19 protein-coding genes and 1 tRNA gene are annotated in these 18,564 nt (G+C 38.9%); 16 read left to right on the plus strand and 4 right to left on the minus strand.

Annotated features, from left to right (window positions below):
- Positions 1-76 precede the first annotated feature (76 nt).
- Together M2919_RS00775 and M2919_RS00780 are read right to left on the minus strand one after the other, a co-directional pair.
- Entirely contained in the window at positions 77-1,165 is a 1,089-nt protein-coding gene (locus tag M2919_RS00775) for a M42 family metallopeptidase (protein WP_248848914.1), read from the minus strand.
- A gap of 155 nt (positions 1,166-1,320) precedes the next feature.
- Positions 1,321-2,226, minus strand: a complete 906-nt coding sequence (locus M2919_RS00780) for a mechanosensitive ion channel family protein (protein WP_248848916.1) — start codon at positions 2,224-2,226, stop codon at positions 1,321-1,323.
- Positions 2,227-2,345: 119 nt separating this feature from the next.
- Here M2919_RS00780 and M2919_RS00785 point away from each other — a divergent pair, with 119 nt between their 5' ends.
- From M2919_RS00785 to M2919_RS00825, 9 genes are all read left to right on the plus strand, one after another.
- Entirely contained in the window at positions 2,346-2,786 is a 441-nt protein-coding gene (locus tag M2919_RS00785; protein ID WP_126761497.1) for a DUF948 domain-containing protein, read from the plus strand.
- A 26-nt stretch (positions 2,787-2,812) separates the two neighbouring features.
- The gene (locus M2919_RS00790) at positions 2,813-3,424 is read left to right on the plus strand and encodes a YtxH domain-containing protein (protein WP_248848919.1); all 612 of its coding nucleotides are present in this window, start codon (positions 2,813-2,815) and stop codon (positions 3,422-3,424) included.
- Positions 3,425-3,536: 112 nt separating this feature from the next.
- A complete protein-coding gene (gene gcvT / locus M2919_RS00795; RefSeq protein ID WP_248848921.1) occupies positions 3,537-4,613 on the plus strand; it encodes a glycine cleavage system aminomethyltransferase GcvT in 1,077 nt (358 codons plus the stop codon).
- A 27-nt stretch (positions 4,614-4,640) separates the two neighbouring features.
- Positions 4,641-5,027: a glycine cleavage system protein GcvH gene (gcvH, locus tag M2919_RS00800; protein WP_311864584.1), complete on the plus strand. Its 387-nt coding sequence runs from the start codon at positions 4,641-4,643 to the stop codon at positions 5,025-5,027.
- A gap of 2 nt (positions 5,028-5,029) precedes the next feature.
- Complete coding sequence (gene gcvPA, locus M2919_RS00805; RefSeq protein WP_248848922.1) at positions 5,030-6,349, plus strand: aminomethyl-transferring glycine dehydrogenase subunit GcvPA; 1,320 nt, start codon at positions 5,030-5,032, stop codon at positions 6,347-6,349.
- A complete protein-coding gene (gene gcvPB, locus M2919_RS00810) occupies positions 6,346-7,785 on the plus strand; it encodes an aminomethyl-transferring glycine dehydrogenase subunit GcvPB (protein ID WP_248848923.1) in 1,440 nt (479 codons plus the stop codon). Before gcvPA ends, gcvPB begins: the two co-directional genes overlap by 4 nt.
- A gap of 61 nt (positions 7,786-7,846) precedes the next feature.
- Positions 7,847-8,482 carry a cyclodeaminase/cyclohydrolase family protein gene (locus tag M2919_RS00815; protein WP_248848925.1) on the plus strand — a complete coding sequence of 212 codons (636 nt, stop codon included), beginning with the start codon at positions 7,847-7,849 and terminating at the stop codon, positions 8,480-8,482.
- Between the two features lie 14 nt (positions 8,483-8,496).
- Complete coding sequence (locus M2919_RS00820; protein WP_248848927.1) at positions 8,497-9,081, plus strand: 5-formyltetrahydrofolate cyclo-ligase; 585 nt, start codon at positions 8,497-8,499, stop codon at positions 9,079-9,081.
- Complete coding sequence (locus M2919_RS00825) at positions 9,071-9,913, plus strand: bifunctional 5,10-methylenetetrahydrofolate dehydrogenase/5,10-methenyltetrahydrofolate cyclohydrolase (RefSeq protein WP_248848929.1); 843 nt, start codon at positions 9,071-9,073, stop codon at positions 9,911-9,913. Before M2919_RS00820 ends, M2919_RS00825 begins: the two co-directional genes overlap by 11 nt.
- Before the next feature lie 41 nt (positions 9,914-9,954).
- Here M2919_RS00825 and M2919_RS00830 read toward each other — a convergent pair.
- Both M2919_RS00830 and M2919_RS00835 read right to left on the minus strand, forming a co-directional pair.
- Positions 9,955-10,027, minus strand: a tRNA-Thr gene (locus tag M2919_RS00830).
- A gap of 78 nt (positions 10,028-10,105) precedes the next feature.
- The gene (locus M2919_RS00835) at positions 10,106-11,167 is read right to left on the minus strand and encodes a YdcF family protein (RefSeq protein ID WP_248848930.1); all 1,062 of its coding nucleotides are present in this window, start codon (positions 11,165-11,167) and stop codon (positions 10,106-10,108) included.
- 354 nt (positions 11,168-11,521) lie between these two features.
- Here M2919_RS00835 and M2919_RS00840 point away from each other — a divergent pair, with 354 nt between their 5' ends.
- The 7 genes from M2919_RS00840 to M2919_RS00870 all read left to right on the plus strand — a co-directional run bounded on the left by M2919_RS00840 (position 11,522) and on the right by M2919_RS00870 (position 18,496).
- Positions 11,522-12,409: a shikimate dehydrogenase gene (locus tag M2919_RS00840; protein ID WP_248848931.1), complete on the plus strand. Its 888-nt coding sequence runs from the start codon at positions 11,522-11,524 to the stop codon at positions 12,407-12,409.
- Positions 12,399-13,409 carry a 3-deoxy-7-phosphoheptulonate synthase gene (aroF, locus tag M2919_RS00845; RefSeq protein ID WP_248848932.1) on the plus strand — a complete coding sequence of 337 codons (1,011 nt, stop codon included), beginning with the start codon at positions 12,399-12,401 and terminating at the stop codon, positions 13,407-13,409. Before M2919_RS00840 ends, aroF begins: the two co-directional genes overlap by 11 nt.
- 12 nt (positions 13,410-13,421) lie before the next feature.
- Positions 13,422-14,504 carry a 3-dehydroquinate synthase gene (gene aroB, locus M2919_RS00850; RefSeq protein ID WP_248848933.1) on the plus strand — a complete coding sequence of 361 codons (1,083 nt, stop codon included), beginning with the start codon at positions 13,422-13,424 and terminating at the stop codon, positions 14,502-14,504.
- A gap of 1 nt (position 14,505) precedes the next feature.
- On the plus strand, positions 14,506-15,681 hold the full coding sequence (aroC, locus tag M2919_RS00855) for a chorismate synthase (RefSeq protein WP_248848934.1): 1,176 nt from the start codon (positions 14,506-14,508) through the stop codon (positions 15,679-15,681).
- A gap of 7 nt (positions 15,682-15,688) precedes the next feature.
- Complete coding sequence (gene aroA, locus M2919_RS00860) at positions 15,689-16,969, plus strand: 3-phosphoshikimate 1-carboxyvinyltransferase (protein WP_248848935.1); 1,281 nt, start codon at positions 15,689-15,691, stop codon at positions 16,967-16,969.
- The gene (locus M2919_RS00865; protein WP_248848936.1) at positions 16,966-17,484 is read left to right on the plus strand and encodes a shikimate kinase; all 519 of its coding nucleotides are present in this window, start codon (positions 16,966-16,968) and stop codon (positions 17,482-17,484) included. The genes aroA and M2919_RS00865 overlap by 4 nt, the downstream gene beginning before the upstream one ends.
- Positions 17,485-17,545: 61 nt before the next feature.
- Positions 17,546-18,496, plus strand: coding sequence for an LCP family protein (locus M2919_RS00870; protein WP_248848937.1), 951 nt, complete (start codon positions 17,546-17,548; stop codon positions 18,494-18,496).
- Positions 18,497-18,564 lie beyond the last annotated feature (68 nt).

Below are 18,564 nucleotides of genomic sequence, written 5' to 3' on the forward strand. Positions count from 1 at the left end.
CTTATTTAATCAAATAAAGTCATACCCTGTTCATTTTATTAGAAAAGGATATGACTCAGGTAACTAAAATTGTAAATTAGATAAAGGAAATTTTAGCATTTTCATTATCTTTTACGACAGCTTCAACAATGTTGTAGACGTCGACAGCGTCATTTAAGCTCATTAATTCAACTGGTGAATGAGAGTAACGACGAGGAACTGCTAATGTTGCAACTGGAATACCCCCATTTGTGTGAGTTAAAGCAGCTGAATCTGTTGTATAACCACCACTAACAATCGCTACTTCTTGTAATGAAACATCTAGTTTATTTGCTTTTTCTTCAATAATACGACGAACTGCTGGATGGATAAAGCTGAAGAATCGAATACCAACACCATCGGCTACTGAAAGACCAGGACCTTGATTTAAACGGATTGGTAATTCAACTTCAGTGTTGACATCAGGCGTATCTCCACATGGGATAGTATCAAGTGCGATAGCGTAATCTGCAGGAACTCTGAAAGCAGCAGTTTCAGCACCATAAAGACCAACTTCTTCTTGTACGGTAAAGACGCCGTATAAAGTACCCGCAAAATCTTCAGCTTTAATATTTTTAAATAATTCTAAGACGATTGAGCAGCATAAGCGGTCATCGATAGCTTTTGTTGCGATAAAGTCTTTATTGTGCATCTCCATGAAGTCACTTGTCCAAATAATTTGGTCGCCAATACGAATACCAGCTGCTTCTACTTCTTTGCGAGAGAACATGGCAACGTCAACATAGCATTGACTAGCAGGTTTAACGGTAGAAGCTTCTTGTGGAGATTGTAAGTGTCCAGGTTTATTACCAATAACACCAGGGATATTGTTTTTACCAACCATTACTTTACGTCCAGGTAATAGGTTATCTGGAACACCGCCAATTTTTTCAAATAGGATAAAGCCGTTAGGTAAAATATTTTTAACGACTAATCCAATCTCATCGGTATGTGCGGCAAGCATGACGTTAGGCCCTTCTTTATGTCCTTTTTTAACGGCAATAATATTTCCTTTTACGTCGACACTTACTTCATCAGCAAAAGGCTCAATTTGACTAAGGATTTCCTTGATAACGAGTTGTTCTTGACCAGAACCTCCATTAATTTGGCTGAGCGTTTTCAACTGATTGCGTAACTTTTCTTTCATTTTATTCACCCTTTCTTATTTGTTCATATAAAGTATACAAAAGAACGAAAAGGAAATAAAATAGCTAATTAGCACGATTTGATAACTAAAAGGTTATGAATAAAAAAGAGCAGACCGCGTCTGCTCAATAAAGTAAGTGTTTTCAAGGAATACCTTTATTTAGGTGTTAGAATAAGTGGCGTTTGAGGCACGGCAATACCATTTTCAGATAATTTCGTTAAATAAGCCTCTAGGAAATCCGATTGAATTTTGATTTGGGAGCCATTTCGCGTGTACATAATAATTTTTAAAGCAAGGTTGCCATTTCCTAAATCTATCAAACCAACAATTTCCGGTGGCGTCTTAATATCTGGATAAAGAGGTACCATGACTTCGTTAACATCTGTGATAAGTTGCTTCATATACTCGATATTCGTATCCGGTGCAACGCGTAGTTGAATTGCAACAAGTCGATTTGCTTTAGAAAGATTACTGATAACGAGTATCGTCCGATTTGGTATAAAATGAATAGCACCGTCAACACCTTTGATTTGTGTCGTACGTAAACCAACACTTTGAACAGTTCCTTGAAAGGCATCGATTTCAACAAAATCTCCGACTTCGATTTGTTTTTCCAATATGATAAAAAAACCTGTAATAAAATCGTTAATAAAACCTTGTGCCCCTAACCCTATTGCTACCCCTGCAATTCCTGCTCCAGCTAGTAAAGAAGAGACTGGGATACCAATAATAGATAGTAATGCATAGGCGTATATGAAGAAAAGTGTATATTGAAAAATGTTACTGACTAATGAGTACAGGGTTTGAACTCGGTTTTCACTGTAATTATCTTTTTGTTTATACTTTTCAAAAGAATTTCGAATGATTTTATTGCCAACACGATAAAAAAGTCCTAGTACCAGCGAGGCGATAAGAATCGAAAATAGTTTATTTAGCAGTAAAGAAAAAACATGGTCCCAATTAATAGAACGCCAATATCGGGCGAAAGCATTTAATTGTTTTGTGGTTTCCGCTGCGATTGGTAAATCGCCAGTTGTCGAAGTAGTTTGCATGTGATTCATTCCTTTCTATTATTTATTGTAACAGACTTTATTATGCATAAAAAGGGAGATTAGTTGAGTAATTGCGTTATCAATGATAAAATTATATTACACTAACGTTATAGAAATGAGGGATGTCAATGTCAGGTACAGAAGTGGCAGCACTTATTGCGGCAATTGCTTTTGTCATCTTAGTATTGGTGATAGTGATTGCAACAGTTATGATACTGCCAAAAGTCAAGGTAACGATTGAAAAAACCAATCAAACTATTGACGAAGCTCAGTCGATACTAAAAGAAACAAATACGACGATTCAAGTTTTGACAAAAGATGTCAGCGTTTTAACGCATCAAGTGGAAGATTTGTTGCTAAGGAGTAACGAATTGTTAGAAGATGTGAATCATAAAGTAGCAACAATTGATCCTTTATTCAATGCCGCAGCTGAATTGGGAGAAAGTGTTTCTGACTTAAATCAATCCAGTCGAAATGCCGCAACAAAGCTAGGTGCAATTGGAACAAATGTGGCAAAAGCTTCAGTTATTTCAAGATTAACTAAAAATGCGTTAAATTTTATGAAATAGTAATCACTTAGAGGAGGAAATATATTATGGCAAAAAAATCAGACGGCTTTTTACTAGGCGCAATTATCGGTGGAGCAGCGGCAGCAGCGGCAGCTTTGTTATTAGCACCAAAAGCAGGTAAAGAAACACGCGACGATTTAATGGACAAAGCAGATGAGTTGAAACAACGTGTACTTGATTATGCAGATTACGCTGTTGAAAAAGGACAAGATTTCACAGACATGGCCATTTCTAAAACAGAATCATCTGTCGATAAAGCTAAGCAAATGACGGATGAACAATTAAATAAATTCCGTAATCAAACAAACGATATGGCTCAAGATTTTAAGCAAAATATTTCCGATATTGATGTAGACTTAGATATTTCTGATAAATTTAAAGAAGTTGAAGATAAAACGTTAGACGGTATCGCTAACGCAGGTGATAGCCTTGTTAAAGGAGCACATGCTATGGCTGATAAGGTTGAAGATGTGGTCGGAACTGTTGAGGATAAAGCTTTAGATAGTGCGGATAAAATGGAAGATATTGTTTTAGATGCAGAAGACGTAGCTGAGGACAAAGTAGATGATTTACAAGATAAAGCAGAAGAAGCTGCTGATGAAGTCATTGAAGCAACAGATGAAGACGAAGAAAAATAATAAATAAAAGGCGCTCGCTATTGAGCGTCTTTTTTCTTGTAAAAAAAGTCCCTTTTTATATAAATTTTGTGATAAAATTAAAGTGACAAAAAAAGATAGGATGTGATATGACGTGGAACAAAAAACACCTTTGTATCAGACTCATGTAGCATTAAATGCCAAGATGGTGCCGTTTGCAGGGTTCTCCATGCCGATTCAATATAAAGAATCTGGTGTAATTAAAGAGCATCAGGCAGTTCGTAACTATGCCGGGTTATTCGATGTTTCACACATGGGAACGCTTAAATTATCAGGGAAAGGCGCACTTGAGACACTTCAGAAAATAGGAACCAATGATTTTGCTAGTATGAAGTCTGGGGATGTTCGCTACACGTTGATGTGTCAAGAGAATGGCGGTGTCCTCGATGACTTTATCGTTTATTGCTATGAAGATCATTATCGATTGATTATCAACGCTAGTAATCGAGAGTCGGATGAACAATGGATTCGTGAATATTTAGCGGCTGACTCTGTTTTAGAGAATTTATCGGACGAAACAGCGATTTTAGCTTTGCAAGGACCAAAGTCACACGACATATTAAGTCAATTACTATCATCAGAAGATTTACCAAGTAAAAAATTCAAGTTTACGATGGTTGAGACGTCTGAATATGGCATATTTACCGTATCGACGACGGGATATACAGGTGAAGACGGCTATGAACTATATTGTTCAAGCGATGTGGTCGTTCGTTTGTGGACAGACTTATTAGCGGTAGGTAAAGAGAAAGGTCTATTACCATGTGGACTTGGAGCGCGAGACACTCTAAGATTAGAAGCAGGGTTGCCTTTATACGGACACGAGTTAACACCAGAACGTCCGGCAACAGAAGCAAATGTTGATTTTGCTATAAAGATGAAAAAAGAATCATTCATTGGAAAAGAAGCATTAGTTGAAAGTCTACCAATAAATCAAACGCGAGTTGGATTAAAAGTAATTGGAAGAGGCATTGTACGCGAGGGCGCTGTTTTAACACAGGATAAAAAGGAAGTTGGAGTGGTCACATCAGGTACTCATTCCCCTACCTTAGGTTATAGTATTGCAATGGCGACTGTTTTATGTGATGTTGCAGATGTTGGGACACGGTTTATGGCAAGTGTTCGAGGGAGAGAAATAGAAGTCGAAGTGGTAGCGCTTCCTTTTGTTTAATAGATAAATAGAGAGGAGAAATTTATAATGAATGTACCAGAAAAACTATTTTACACAGAGGAACATGAATGGGTTGCCTTCTCAGAAGATAAAAAAGTGGCGACAGTGGGGATAACTGACTTTGCACAGGATCAGTTAGGAGATATTGTTTTTGTTGGCTTACCAGAAATAGGTGATGTCGTAAACACCGGAGATAGTTTAGCGGATATTGAATCAGTTAAATCAGTTTCAGATATTTATTCACCTGTATCAGGAAAAGTGGTAGAAGTCAATGAAGCGTTATTAGACCAGCCAGAACTTGTCAACGAAGCACCTTATGATCAGTGGTTATTTAAAATTGAAGAAGTCAGCGACATTCAAGAAAATCTTTTGCAGAAAGAGGCTTATGAAAATTTAATTGCAGAGGAGGCATAAGAATGTCGAAAGGAAAATATGTCAGCCATACAGAGGCAGAACGACAAGAAATGTTAAAAACAATCGGTGTTGAAAAGCTAGAAGACCTATATCAAGATGTTCCAGTTGAGATGAAACAAACTTCATTAAACCTTCCAGACGGTCAATCAGAATTGGAAGTTAGCCAAGCGATATCAAAATTAGCTGAGCAAAACCACGTCTTTCATGATGTGTATCGTGGGGCGGGTGCGTACCGGCATTATATTCCGGCCTTAGTTCGACAAATTGCGAGTAAAGAAGAGTTTTTAACAGCTTATACACCCTATCAGGCCGAAATCAGTCAAGGTGTATTGCAATCGATTTTTGAATTTCAAACGATGATTTGTGAATTGACGGGGATGGATGTAGCGAACGCCTCTGTTTATGACGGAGCCACAGCAGCAGCAGAAGCAATGAATATGGTTGTTGATCGTCGCAAGAAAGTCGTGTTGATAAGTGACTCAATTCATCCAATGGTTAAAGAAACGATGCTAACGTATGCCACAGGGATGGGTGTCACGTTACGCACAGTTCCAACTCAAAACGGTGTGACCGATTTGACAAAACTAGAAGAAATGATGAGTAAAGAAGTGGCGGGTGTTTATGTTGAACATCCTAACTTTTACGGTATGTTAGAGCCGGCAGAGCGTATTGGTGAAATCGTACATGAAGTCGGTGCCCATTACATACTTGGGGTTAAACCCATTGCAAGTATGATATTAAAATCTGCACGTGAGTATGGTGCCGATATTGCTGTCGGAGAAGGCCAAAGTTTAGGAATACCTTTGTCTTTCGGTGGTCCTTATTTAGGATTTATGGCGACGACAACTCGCCGTATTCGTCAGTTACCAGGTCGAATTGTTGGACAGACGGAAGACGAAGCGGGAAAACGTGCGTTTGTCTTGACTTTGCAAGCACGTGAGCAACATATACGTCGTGAAAAAGCACAGTCTAACATTTGTTCTAACCAAGCGCATTGTGCGTTAACCGCTTCTATTTATATGTCTGTCATGGGCGTGCAAGGTCTAACGGAAGTTGCTCGTCAAAGTCACGCGAAAGCTCACTATCTCGCTGAACAGTTGGCGACTATTCCTGGATTTGATCTGGTATATTCAGGTGACTATTTTAATGAATTCTTGATGACAACTCCGATAGAAGCTCAAACTTTAGTTCATCAGTTAGAAGCGCATGATATTTTAGCTGGTTTACCTGTTGGTGAAAATATTTTATGGTGTGCGACAGAAGTCAATACTAAAGAAGCTATTGATGCACTCGTCACAGCGATTAAGGAGGTTGTCGCATGAAGTTAATCTTTGAAAGGAGTTTCGAAGGCCGTTTTAATGACATTTTGCCTAAGCTTGATGTTCCAACAGCGACTGTTCCAGAAGAACATCAACGTGTCATATCTCCGCGTTTACCAGAGGTTTCTCAACCTGAAATTAGTCGTCACTATACGGCTTTAGCGAAAGAAACGCATGGGGTTAATGATGGTTTTTATCCTCTAGGGTCTTGTACAATGAAATATAATCCGAAACTAAACGATGAAATGGCAGGATTAAAAGGATTTACAGATATTCATCCGTTACAACCACTTGAGACCGTACAGGGAGCTTTATCTGTTTTTACAGAACTCGAAAAAACACTCTGTGAAGTAACTGGGATGGATCATATGACATTTCAACCAGCTGCAGGAGCCCATGGTGAGTTAACGGCCCTATTAATGATTAAAGCCTATCATGTGTCACGAGGAGATACAAAGCGCACGAAGATCATCATTCCTGATTCAGCACATGGAACTAATCCTGCTAGTGCTTCGATGGTGGGGTTTGAAACTGTCAACGTTCCAAGTAATGAAAAAGGCTGTGTTGATTTAGAGGCATTAAAAGCAGTTATTGGAGACGATACGGCAGGTCTAATGCTAACTAATCCTAATACATTGGGCATTTTCGAGCCAAATATTTTAGAAATCACGTCACTGATTCATAAAGCAGGCGGCTTGAATTACTATGACGGCGCTAACTTAAATCCAATCATGGGAGTTCTACGGCCGGGTGATATGGGGTTTGACGTCGTTCATTTAAATATTCACAAAACCTTTTCAACACCTCATGGAGGCGGCGGCCCTGGTTCGGGTCCTATTGGCTGTAAAGAAGTGTTATTTGACTTTTTACCGACAGATTATCCTGTTGTCGCTGATGAGATGAAGGTTTGGCATCAATCGCAGAAAAGTATCGGTCGCGTCAAAGCATTTTACGGACACTTTTTAGTGATGGTTCGAGCACTTACATACGTTAAAACATTAGGTAGTGACGGCATGAAAGAAGCCGCCATGACGGCCGTTTTAAATGCGAATTATTTGCGAGCATCATTAAAAGATACTTTTGAAATCCCGTATGACGGGTTGTGTATGCACGAGTTTGTTATCTCATTAAAAGATTTGAAAAAAGAGACAGGCGTCAGTGCTTTAGACTTTTCAAAAAGCTTACTGGACTATGATGTTCATCCACCCACGATGTATTTTCCAATGACGGTACCTGAAGCTTTAATGTTAGAGCCAACAGAAACAGAAACGAAAGAGACATTAGACGAGATTATTACTTTATACCGTGCTTTACACGAGCGAGCGTTAAAAGAACCGGATGAACTTTTAAGTGCGCCACATCATACTACGATTAAACGTGTGGATGAAGTAAAAGCAGCTAGACATCCAATTTTGAGATACGCTTTTAAAAACGAATAAAAAACGGTAGAATAGGATAATGACCATGGTCATTATCCTATTTTTGAAAGGAGATGTTTCAATGAATGATATGTTAAATCAATCAAGCCGTGATTTTTTAGCAGATTTGGCTTCAGATAAACCCGCTCCAGGTGGCGGAGGTGCTTCTAGCTTAGTAGCGGCATTAGGGACGGCGTTAGGTCAAATGGTGGTCCATTTAACTCAAAATAAAAAGAAGTATGCTAGATTTCAGTCGGATTACAAGCGCATTCTATCTGACTTACAAGCAAAGCAGACGCGTCTAGAAGAACTAGTCACAGAGGATGCGATTCAATTTTTACCCTTGTCTAAGGCATATGGTTTGCCTGAAACGACAGAAGCAGAAAAAAGTGAAAAGAACCGAGTGATGCAAAAAGCGCTTTTAACAGCTTGCGAAGTACCTTTAGAAATCATGAAAATAAGCAGTGACGTTTTGGATATACATGAAGAGTTGGTAGAAAAAGGAAGTCCATTAGTTTTAAGTGATGTTGGAGTAGGGGTTAGCTTCTTAAAAGCAGCTGTGGAAAGTGCCTCGTTAAATGTCCGTATTAATATTAAAATGATGACGTCTTCTCAGGAAAAAGATAAGCTTGCAGCAGATATGTCGACGCTCCTTAAAAAAGTCGATGAACAAGGAAACAGAGTGTTTAAACAAGTCGTTGACAAGCTTTCAAATTAAGAGGGTGAACGAGGGTGAAACAAGCTGAAAAATCGCGTTATCGCGAAGTAGGATTAGTAAAAATGAATCACTTGACGCCATCGCTACGTCAAAAAAGTGATGAGGCATTGTTAAAACAAGTCGAAAAATTAACGAGTTTTCAATCCGCATCGGTTATTTTTATTTACGTCGGTCAGAACTTTGAAATAAATACGCGTATTTGGATTGATAGGTGGCTGATGGCTGGAAAGAGAATTGCTGTGCCGAGAGTTGTGGGAAATGGAGTAATGGATGCTGTTGAAATTACATCATTAAAACAGTTATCCGTGAAAAAGATGGGGATTTTAGAGCCTGATGAAACGCATGACGCTCTTCCTTTAAAAGAAATAGATTTAGTCATAGTTCCTAACGTAGTCGCTGACCGATACGGTTATCGTATTGGATTTGGGGGTGGGTATTACGATCGTTTTCTTAAAAAAGAGATGTTCAAAACAGTCATGCCAGTTCGAAAGAGTCTATTAGTGGAACAAGTCCCTCGTGAGAAACATGATATCATCATCGATACAGTGGTAACAGAAGATGAAATAATCTTATGTAAGGAGAATGGGTTTGAAAGATAATATTATTCAGGGAAAAGAGATAGCAACTCCTATTTATGAAAAAATAGAGAGAGAGGTGCCAGTTCTTACGAAAAAACCTCACGTGGCAATCATGCGTGTCGGAGAGGATTCAAGTCAATTAGCATATGAACGTTCAGCTGTACGGCTATTTGAGCGTTCCCACATTACCGTGACTTGTCATGCATTTGCTCCCAATGTCACACAAGAAAAGTGGGATAAAGCTTTTGATGTTATAAATGATAGTGAAGATGTGACGGGAATTTTGGTGTTAAAACCACTTCCAGCTTCTTTATCCGATGAACATATAAAACATCATATTCACCCATTAAAAGATATTGATTGTATCGGATTGGAAAATATAGGCAATGTCTATCTTGGACAACACGAAACTTTTGGACCATGTACTGCAGAAGCTTGTTTGCTAATTCTTGATGAGATAAAAGAAGAGTGTGCTGGTAAGCGAGTCACGATTGTCGGTTTTGGTGAAGTCGTAGGACGACCTCTTGCCCATTACCTAACAAGAAGAGGAGCAACAGTAACGGTTTGCCATACGCGTACAAAAGATTTAGTTTCAGAAACGAAACGGGCGGACATTGTGATTGCAGCCGCTGGTCAAGCTGGCTTGATAACATCTGATCACATAAAAGAAGGTGCGATTGTTATTGATGTAGGGATCAATGTGGATGAGAATGGTCGTTTAGTTGGCGATGTCAACTTTAAGGACGTCCAGCCAAAATGCAAAGCAATTACACCAGTTCCTGGCGGCGTAGGAACAGTTACTAACGCTATATTAGTAGCACATGCTGTCGAATCTGCAAAAAAGCAAAGCTAAAAAAAACACGGTAGAATCTAAATTCTACCGTGTTTTTTGAATGCCGACTGCAGGAATCGAACCTGTGACCTACGCGTTACGAGTGCGTTGCTCTACCTACTGAGCTAAGTCGGCATATTTCTATTTTACTCCTAAAATTTTATTTGTAAAGAGCAAAAAAGATAGAAAAATAAATTTTCTATCTTTTAGCTGTTAAAACATCCATGTAAGGAAATTAAATAAGAAAAATAAGATAAATAGGGTAGCACTTACTTTAATATGCGTACCTTTAGTCATGACGAGATAGCCGATATACTCGCGAATGAACGCAGTTGGAAGATAAAACCATCTCGTTTTCGCGCCGATCCCTTGTGCATTGATTCCTTGGTATGCAGCCAGTTTTCCTGCACGTAACAGGTGATAATTATTTGTTGCAATGACGATTTTATTTGATTTAAAGCTATCAATACCGTCAGCTTTTTGTGCTACTTTTTCAGATAGTGCAATATTTTGTTGAGTATTTGTGGACTCATTTTCAATTAAAACCCGTGTGACATCTGGGTGATGCGTGTGAATATAAGCTGCCATCGCTTCTCCTTCTGAAATTAACTCATCAGGACCTTGTCCACCGGAAACAATAATTGTAGGTTGTTGTTTTTTCTCTTCTAAACGATGATAAAGTTTGATGCCTGCTTCTATACGAGATGCAAGGAGTGGTGTCACTTTATCTTTATTTAACCCTGCCCCTAAAATAATGATATAATCGATTTTTCCACGAATTGGGACTTTATTGTATAGAAAAGCTGTAAGAGTAAACATGATGAAAATTCCCATAAAGTATAGAGCAAGCGTATTAACATAGCTAAACAGCGCGAGCAACCAGTGGTTTTTCAAATAGCGAGGCGCTAAGAAAAATAAAATTTGTAAAAACAGGAGTCCTGTTGCTACAATGAGCGGTAAAAAGTTCGCAAGTGAAGGGCGCTCATATTTTAATAAAACACGTTCATTCCAAAACAAGGCAATAATCATGGCATAAATACCAAAAAGTAACACAAGTAGTAGTAGAATACCCAGTGGTACAGCAAGAATAAAGGCAAGAGTCGTATTAACTTGTTCTAGAAATAAAATTAGCGCAATGCCACCAGATGTTAAAATGATAGTGAAATAAAACCCGGTCCAAAGACTGGTTGGCTTTTTTAATAAATAATAAGCAAAACCAATGCCCGGTAGAACAATTGTTAAGAAAATAAGCCAAAGAGTGACAGTGTTGTCCATAAAAAACCTCCTCGTTTAGTATCAAATATTAGTGTAGCAAACTTCTGCATTAGACGCTACTTTAAAAAAGAATCGTCGTGTGTAAAAAGACGAGCGAAGACAACTTGACTTTAACGAGGCTAAAACCTATACTTAAAGTAATTATTTAAAGAGAAAATTATCACATATTAGGGGTTAGAACATGTTGGAAATCTTTTGATTTTTAACGTGAATGGGTGAGTATGCCACATCTGAGTTACGTTATCGCGCGGGTTTGTAATAATAATTAGCGCTCAAAAGTTTGTGATTATCATGACACGCTTACTTTGGTCTTACCAAGTAGGCGTTTTTTATATGAAAAGGAGTCGAGAGATAGTGATTAATGGGGAAACACGATTGGCAGGGATTATTGCAAAGCCGATTAAACACAGTTTATCACCGTTTATTCATAATACATCGTTTCAATTACTGAATGTGAACGGTGTCTATGTATCGCTTGAAACAGAAGCTGATAATTTAAGAGAAGCACTATGTATGATTAAAATTTGGGAGATGTACGGTGTCAACATTTCAATGCCTTATAAAAGAGCGGTGATTCCTTATTTAGATAGTTTGTCAGAAGAAGCTGAGTTAACTCAAGCGGTTAATACTGTAGTCTTAAGTGATGGAAAGTTGATCGGTCATAATACGGATGGCATAGGGTTTGTTTCTTTTTTAGAAGCAGAATCGATTGATTATCACAGGAAAGAAGTAGTGATATTGGGAGCCGGTGGGGCAGCGCAAGCGATTGTGACACAACTTGCGTTACAAAAAGTCTCTGCGATTCATGTGTTTAAACGGAATAATGAAACATTTGCCACTACGGTTGCTCAAATGAAACAACTTAGTCAGCACCTGGGAGTTGCTATTTCTGTCTATGACTTTGAGGATATAAATGCTTTAAATTATCTATTAGAAAAAAATGTGATATTAGTAAATACCACCAATGTTGGAATGGGAGCACAGGCGACTTCCTCTCCACTTGCCACTCAAGCGAAGTTACGAGCGGAGCATACGGTCATTGATATTATTTATTATCCGCTTGTGACGCCACTAATGAGACAAGCGCGCAATATGGGGTGTCAAACATTCAATGGTTTAGGGATGCTCGTTCATCAAGCGGCAGTTTCTTTTGAATTATGGACGGGAAAAGCAATGCCTGTCAATGAAATATATAAGAGGTTGTTAGTAACCTTGTCAGGAGAAGAAGAAAATGATAATTAAATTACCTAACGATGTAACTGAAGATGACTTATTACGCTATGAAAGATATTTTCGTCGGCATGAGATACCGTTTATTTTTGATAAAGCTCGTCAGCCTATACAGCTCGTCGTTCATTTATTAGAGCATCAACTAGATGCTTTCAAGCAAGAAGTTCCGTTTGATTGTGTGGAGAAAATCAAAGGGCCAGGTTTGCTGACGAGTCGCGAAGGACATCCTAATGATACAATTATCCAAACGAAACATCATATGATAGGTGGTACGAATTTAACGATTATGGCGGGTCCTTGCGCGGTAGAAAGTCGTGAGCAAATCTTTGAAGCAGCGGAAATTGCAAAAAAAGGTGGGGCTCACGTATTGCGTGGCGGTGCTTTTAAACCTCGTACCTCTCCATATACATTTCAAGGATTGGGCGAGCAAGGTTTAATTTGGATGCGAGAAGCTGCTGATTATTATGATTTGGCCATGATTACTGAAGTTATGGATGAAAAAAATCTTCAGCTAGTCGAGCATTATACGGATATTTTACAAATTGGTGCTAGAAACATGCAAAACTATCGGTTGTTAGAAGCTGTTGGACGTAGTAGTAAGCCAGTTGCGTTAAAAAGGGGAATGGCAAGTACGATTGAAGAGTGGCTAAATGCCGGAGAATATATAGTGAGTCGAGGTAATCATCAATTGTTATTTGTGGAACGGGGTATTCGAACCTTCGAACCTTGGACACGTAATACTTTTGATATTAATGCGGTAGCGATGATGAAACAATTAACGCATTTTCCAATTATTGCCGACCCGAGTCATGGTATCGGTAAATCAGAGTATGTAACAAGTGTCGCTAAAGCAAGCGTGGTAGCAGGAGCTCATGGGGTAATCGTCGAGGTTCATCCAGAACCAGAAAAGGCACTGTCAGACGGTCGTCAATCACTAGATGAGAAAGCCTATCTCAATATGTCACATCAAATTAAACAGCTTCATGCACTGAATCAAACGTTAGAAATGTAAAGGAGAATTCTAATGAAAATAGACATTACATTGCCTCATCATTCTTATACGATTGTTTTTAAACAGCATGCGCTAGATTCATTTGCAGATTGGGTTCATGAAAACTGGCCGTTATCTAAAAAAATTGGCATTGTCAGTGACAGTGAAGTCAGTCGATATTATCTGGAACCTATAATGACGACATTAACTGCTAAAGGGTACACGTGTAGATCATTTGTTTTTCCTTCAGGAGAAGAAAATAAAAGTCCTGAGAATGCTCTAAATCTTTTGACATTTCTAGCGTCCGAATCTTTTTCAAAACATGACGGGCTTATCGCACTCGGCGGAGGTGTGGTAGGTGATTTGACTGGTTTTGTTGCGTCTATTTATATGAGAGGCATTGACTGGCTACAAGTGCCAACTACATTACTCGCTCAAGTTGATAGTAGTGTCGGAGGTAAGACAGCCATTAATTTACCTTCTGCTAAAAATATTGTGGGCTCTTTTTATCAACCAAATGGGGTATGGATAGATACCATGTTTCTTGAAACCCTTCCACAACGTCAACTTGCAAGCGGTATGGCAGAAGTTATAAAAATAGCAGCACTTATGGATGTCTCTTTGTGGAGAGAGTTAGAAAAGTCATGTCTTGATACCGCGACAGGCACTGACTTTACCCATTGGATTTATCGTAGCTGTCAATTGAAGGCACAAATTGTCGAGCAGGATGAAAAAGACACTGGCATTAGGCATTTGTTGAACTTTGGTCATACATTTGGTCATGCTTTAGAACAAGTGACACATTATGAAAAGTACTTTCATGGTGAAGCCGTTGCGATAGGTATGATGCTGATTTTATCGTTACAAACTTCCTCAGAACAAACCAGAGTATTAGAAACACGCATGCGTCAAGTCTTGCAACAGTTCCATTTACCAGTTACTTTACCGGATGAGATAGATTCTGTCACTTTGTGGCAAGCGCTTAAGCTAGATAAGAAGCGTCATGGTCAGGAAATTAAATGGGTCGCTCTAGAAACGATAGGCAACGGGCAAATTTTGACAGACACGCTGACTGATTTTTATAGTAAGTTTATCAAATCGATAGGAGAGAACTAATATGCGTTTTTTAACCGCTGGAGAATCACACGGGCAAGCCTTGACGACTATCATTGAAGGAATGCCTGCTGGAATGGCGATAGATGTAGAAGCAATCAATCACGAATTATGGCGACGACAGCAAGGTTATGGTCGTGGCAATCGAATGAAGATAGAATCTGATCGGGTCAATGTATTATCAGGAGTGCGTCATGGTTATACGCTTGGCTCGCCTATAACGTTGCAATTGCTGAATAAAGACTATGATAATTGGCAATCAGTTATGGGGATTGAGCCTGTATCCGATATGGAAAAAAAGAAACGTCGTGTTACTAAACCTCGTCCAGGACATGCTGATTTAGCTGGTGGTATGAAGTATCAGCATGCTGATTTACGAAATGTTCTCGAACGTTCTTCTGCTCGTGAAACAGCCATGCGTGTTGCAGTGGGTGCTATTGCTAAGCAGTTTCTATCGCAGTTGAATATTGAAGTGTTAAGCCATGTTGTAGCCATAGGGCCGGTTATGGCTACATATCCCAAAGACTTGGGAGTTAGTGACATAAAAAAAGCTCAGATGTCACCGGTTTTTTGTGTAGATGAACAAGCGTCAACCGAAATGATGCATGTTATTGACGAAGCGAAACAAGCGGGTGATACGCTAGGCGGTAAAATAGAGATAAAAGTTTATGGAGTGCCAGCAGGTATTGGGAGTTATGTACACTGGGATCGTAAACTAGACGGACAGCTTGCAGGTGCGTTAATGAGTATCAATGCATTTAAAGGCGTAGAGTTTGGCGACGGCTTTTTATTAGCGCATCAACCTGGCAGTCAGGTGATGGATGAAATTTATTGGGATGAGGCGAATGGTTTCTATCGTGGAAGTAATCATCTTGGTGGTTTAGAAGGGGGAATGACAAATGGTATGCCTTTAACCATCAAAACGGTCATGAAGCCTATCCCAACACTTTATCGTCCTTTAAATAGTGTGGATATTGAAACAAAAGAAGCCTATAAAGCAACCGTTGAACGGTCAGATGCGTGTGCCGTACCTGCGGCGAGTGTAGTAGCAGAAAGCGTGGTTGCTACTGTTTTAGCACAAGCAATTTTATCTCAATATAGTAATGATACAATGACGCAAGTCAAAAAAGCGATGGAAGAAGCCAACGTACGTCATCATCATTATTTAAAAAAGGAGTGAGTGAGAGATGACAGATAGTAAATTTTCCAAACGAATAAAAGGAACAATAAAAGTTCCAGGTGATAAGTCTATCTCACATCGCGCGTTGTTATTAGGTGCTATGGCAGAAGGATGTACGGAAATTGAAGGATTGTTAACGGCGGAAGATGTTCAATCTAGTATTCATCTTTGCCGTTCACTAGGAGTTGAGGTGACACAATCAGGAAAAATTACATGGGTGAAAAGTAAAGGGTATAAGAAGTTTCAAACTGTAAAAGCGCCTATTGATGTCGGAAACTCAGGGACTACTATGCGATTAGGGTGGGGAATGTTAGCTGGTCAAGCTAAAGACTATACCTTAACAGGAGATGAGTCGTTAAATAATCGTCCGATGGCTCGCGTGTTAGAACCACTAAGTTCAATGGGAATTGGCTGGAAAAGCTTAGCAAAACAAGGATGTGCGCCTATTACATTAAAAGGCGTCGACACACTTCGACCACTTTTTTATCGCATGCCTATTCCCAGTGCACAGGTGAAATCAGCCTTGATTTTAGCGGCATTACAAGCAGAGGGTCTTTCAGTTATCGAGGAGCCTATAGCGTCGCGTAATCACACGGAAGAAATGTTACCACTATTTGGTGGATGTTTGAAAGTCGCTGATAAACAAATTCGAATCGAAGGGCCTCAGTCATTAAAAGGAACGACCCTCAACATTCCAGGAGATTTTTCATCGGCAGCGTTTTTTATTGTTGCTAGTTTAATTTTACCAGGTAGCGAACTTATCTTACGTCAGATTGGATTAAATCCGACTCGTACTGGGTTATTAACAGTGATTGAAAAAATGGGGGGAACGTATCAGATAGTGGATGAAGAAGTAGGTATGGGCACACTTAAAGTACGCCATACACGCTTGACTGGTACGATTATCAAGGGGGAGTTGATTCCCACATTGATAGATGAAATCCCAATTATTGCTTTAATGGCAACGCAAGCTCATGGGGAAACGATTATTGCGGATGCTAGTGAGTTGAAAGTCAAAGAAACGAATCGGATTGATGCAACGGTGACGATGTTGCAACGTTTAGGAGCTAATATCATCTCTACAGAAGACGGCATGGTAGTGAAAGGACCGACTCCACTTCATGGTGGGGTAGTCTCGAGTTGTGGAGATCATCGTATTGGGATGATGCTAGCTGTTGCTCAGTTGTTAACATCTGAAACGATAGAAATTGAAGAAAAAGAAGCCATTAATATTTCTTATCCTGATTTTTTTAATGACCTAGATAATGTTACTGAGGTGTTGACATGAGTATTATATTGATAGGCTTTATGGCAGTGGGAAAAAGTACGATTGGTCAAGAGTTAGCAAAAATGTTACAACGACCGTTTATCGATTTAGATGAATGGATAGAAAAACAAGAGAAACAATCAATTAGCACGTTATTTGATGAAAAAGGAGAATCGTATTTTAGGCAATGTGAGTACCAAGCTTTGAAACACTGGCAAGATAAACCAGTAGTCATTGCGACAGGTGGGGGAATAGTGACGCATAACGCTTCACGTAATTTGTTAAAAAAACTTCAGAATGTTATTGGATTAGAATTAGAGGAGGCCTATCTAATGAGACGTCTAAATAATAAAGACGTACAAGCCACACGTCCTTTGCTTAAACAACAAACTCCTGCAGATATCTTATCACTTTATAGTCATCGTCTCGCTTACTATTACGAGGTAACGGATAACTGGTTTATTTATAGTAATGAGTCACCCAAAATACTTGCCGAACAAATTATTCTTTTTTTGAAAGATAAGACCTTCGTCTGAGTCAATTTTAGCGATTTTAGTGTACAATAAAGAAAATACGCAACAATAAAGGAGTGAGAACATGTCACGTATGTCACGACATGAAAACAAACCTCATAAAAAGGTAACTGGGCAAAAAATGAGTATCGCTCAAACTATTGCTAAATTTCTTTTACTCATTTTAATACTATCGACAGCTTTTTTTATGTATGAATATAAAAAAGGAGCACGAACAGCACAACATGATGATAAGATTGAAACCTTACCACCTGTTGCATTTAATGGGGAAAAAAGTCCTAAGGGTGGCTTAAATGTGTTGTTACTCGGAAGTGATTCGCGCGGGAGTGATTTAGGTAGAGCAGATACGATTGTACTAGCTCGTTACGATCAAAAATCACGTACACCCAAAATGGTATCGTTTATGCGTGATTTATTTGTGGAAATTCCAGGATACGGATGGAATAAACTCAATGCAGCGTACGCATATGGTGGTCCTGAATTAGTCAGAGAAACGTTAAAGCTTAATTTTGGTGTGACAAGTCAATATTATGTTGTGATGAGTTTTGAATCTTTTCCTAAAATTGTTGATACTTTATTAACCAACGGTCTAAAAATAAACGTAGAAAAAGATATCGAAGTTGACGGGATTGAATTAAGACAAGGAAATCAACAATTAACTGGTGAAGAAGCGTTAGCTTATGCTCGTTTTCGTATGGATGAAGAAGGAGATTTTGGACGTGTTAGGAGACAACAACAAGTCTTAACCGCTATGATGCATCAAGGTCTTTCTTTAAAAAATATTGCCCACGTCCCAGAAACAATAGGTATGGCACAAGGATATGCTAGTACCAATCTGAAAGCAAATGTCTATCCGACGATTGTCAAGGACTTTATTTTAAGTAAAAATAAATCCTTAGAAAAACTATCAGTCCCTGTTGAAGGAAGTTTTTCATTCCAAGATTATGATGACATCGGCAGCGTAGTCGAATTTAACCAAGAACAAAATTTACAAGCATTGGATGACTTTCTGTAAGGATAAGGAATAAACATTTATTTGAAAAAACAAATGTGATATAATTTATCCGAACGTAATGAGTAAAA

This window comes from Vagococcus lutrae (assembly GCF_023299185.1).
In the GTDB taxonomy this organism is placed as follows: Bacteria; Bacillota; Bacilli; order Lactobacillales; family Vagococcaceae; genus Vagococcus_A; species Vagococcus_A lutrae.

What these genes read in the sequence shown, in the direction of transcription:
- M2919_RS00780 (WP_248848916.1), bottom strand. Translation starts at nt 2,226, where the DNA reads ATGAATCACATGCAAACTACTTCGACAACTGGCGATTTACCAATCGCA.
- aroB (WP_248848933.1), top strand. Translation starts at nt 13,422, where the DNA reads ATGAAAATAGACATTACATTGCCTCATCATTCTTATACGATTGTTTTT.
- M2919_RS00815 (WP_248848925.1), top strand. Translation starts at nt 7,847, where the DNA reads ATGAATGATATGTTAAATCAATCAAGCCGTGATTTTTTAGCAGATTTG.
- M2919_RS00865 (WP_248848936.1), top strand. Translation starts at nt 16,966, where the DNA reads ATGAGTATTATATTGATAGGCTTTATGGCAGTGGGAAAAAGTACGATT.
- M2919_RS00775 (WP_248848914.1), bottom strand. Translation starts at nt 1,165, where the DNA reads ATGAAAGAAAAGTTACGCAATCAGTTGAAAACGCTCAGCCAAATTAAT.
- M2919_RS00835 (WP_248848930.1), bottom strand. Translation starts at nt 11,167, where the DNA reads ATGGACAACACTGTCACTCTTTGGCTTATTTTCTTAACAATTGTTCTA.
- aroF (WP_248848932.1), top strand. Translation starts at nt 12,399, where the DNA reads ATGATAATTAAATTACCTAACGATGTAACTGAAGATGACTTATTACGC.
- M2919_RS00790 (WP_248848919.1), top strand. Translation starts at nt 2,813, where the DNA reads ATGGCAAAAAAATCAGACGGCTTTTTACTAGGCGCAATTATCGGTGGA.
- gcvH (WP_311864584.1), top strand. Translation starts at nt 4,641, where the DNA reads ATGAATGTACCAGAAAAACTATTTTACACAGAGGAACATGAATGGGTT.
- M2919_RS00785 (WP_126761497.1), top strand. Translation starts at nt 2,346, where the DNA reads ATGTCAGGTACAGAAGTGGCAGCACTTATTGCGGCAATTGCTTTTGTC.
- M2919_RS00870 (WP_248848937.1), top strand. Translation starts at nt 17,546, where the DNA reads ATGTCACGTATGTCACGACATGAAAACAAACCTCATAAAAAGGTAACT.
- aroC (WP_248848934.1), top strand. Translation starts at nt 14,506, where the DNA reads ATGCGTTTTTTAACCGCTGGAGAATCACACGGGCAAGCCTTGACGACT.
- aroA (WP_248848935.1), top strand. Translation starts at nt 15,689, where the DNA reads ATGACAGATAGTAAATTTTCCAAACGAATAAAAGGAACAATAAAAGTT.
- gcvPB (WP_248848923.1), top strand. Translation starts at nt 6,346, where the DNA reads ATGAAGTTAATCTTTGAAAGGAGTTTCGAAGGCCGTTTTAATGACATT.
- gcvPA (WP_248848922.1), top strand. Translation starts at nt 5,030, where the DNA reads ATGTCGAAAGGAAAATATGTCAGCCATACAGAGGCAGAACGACAAGAA.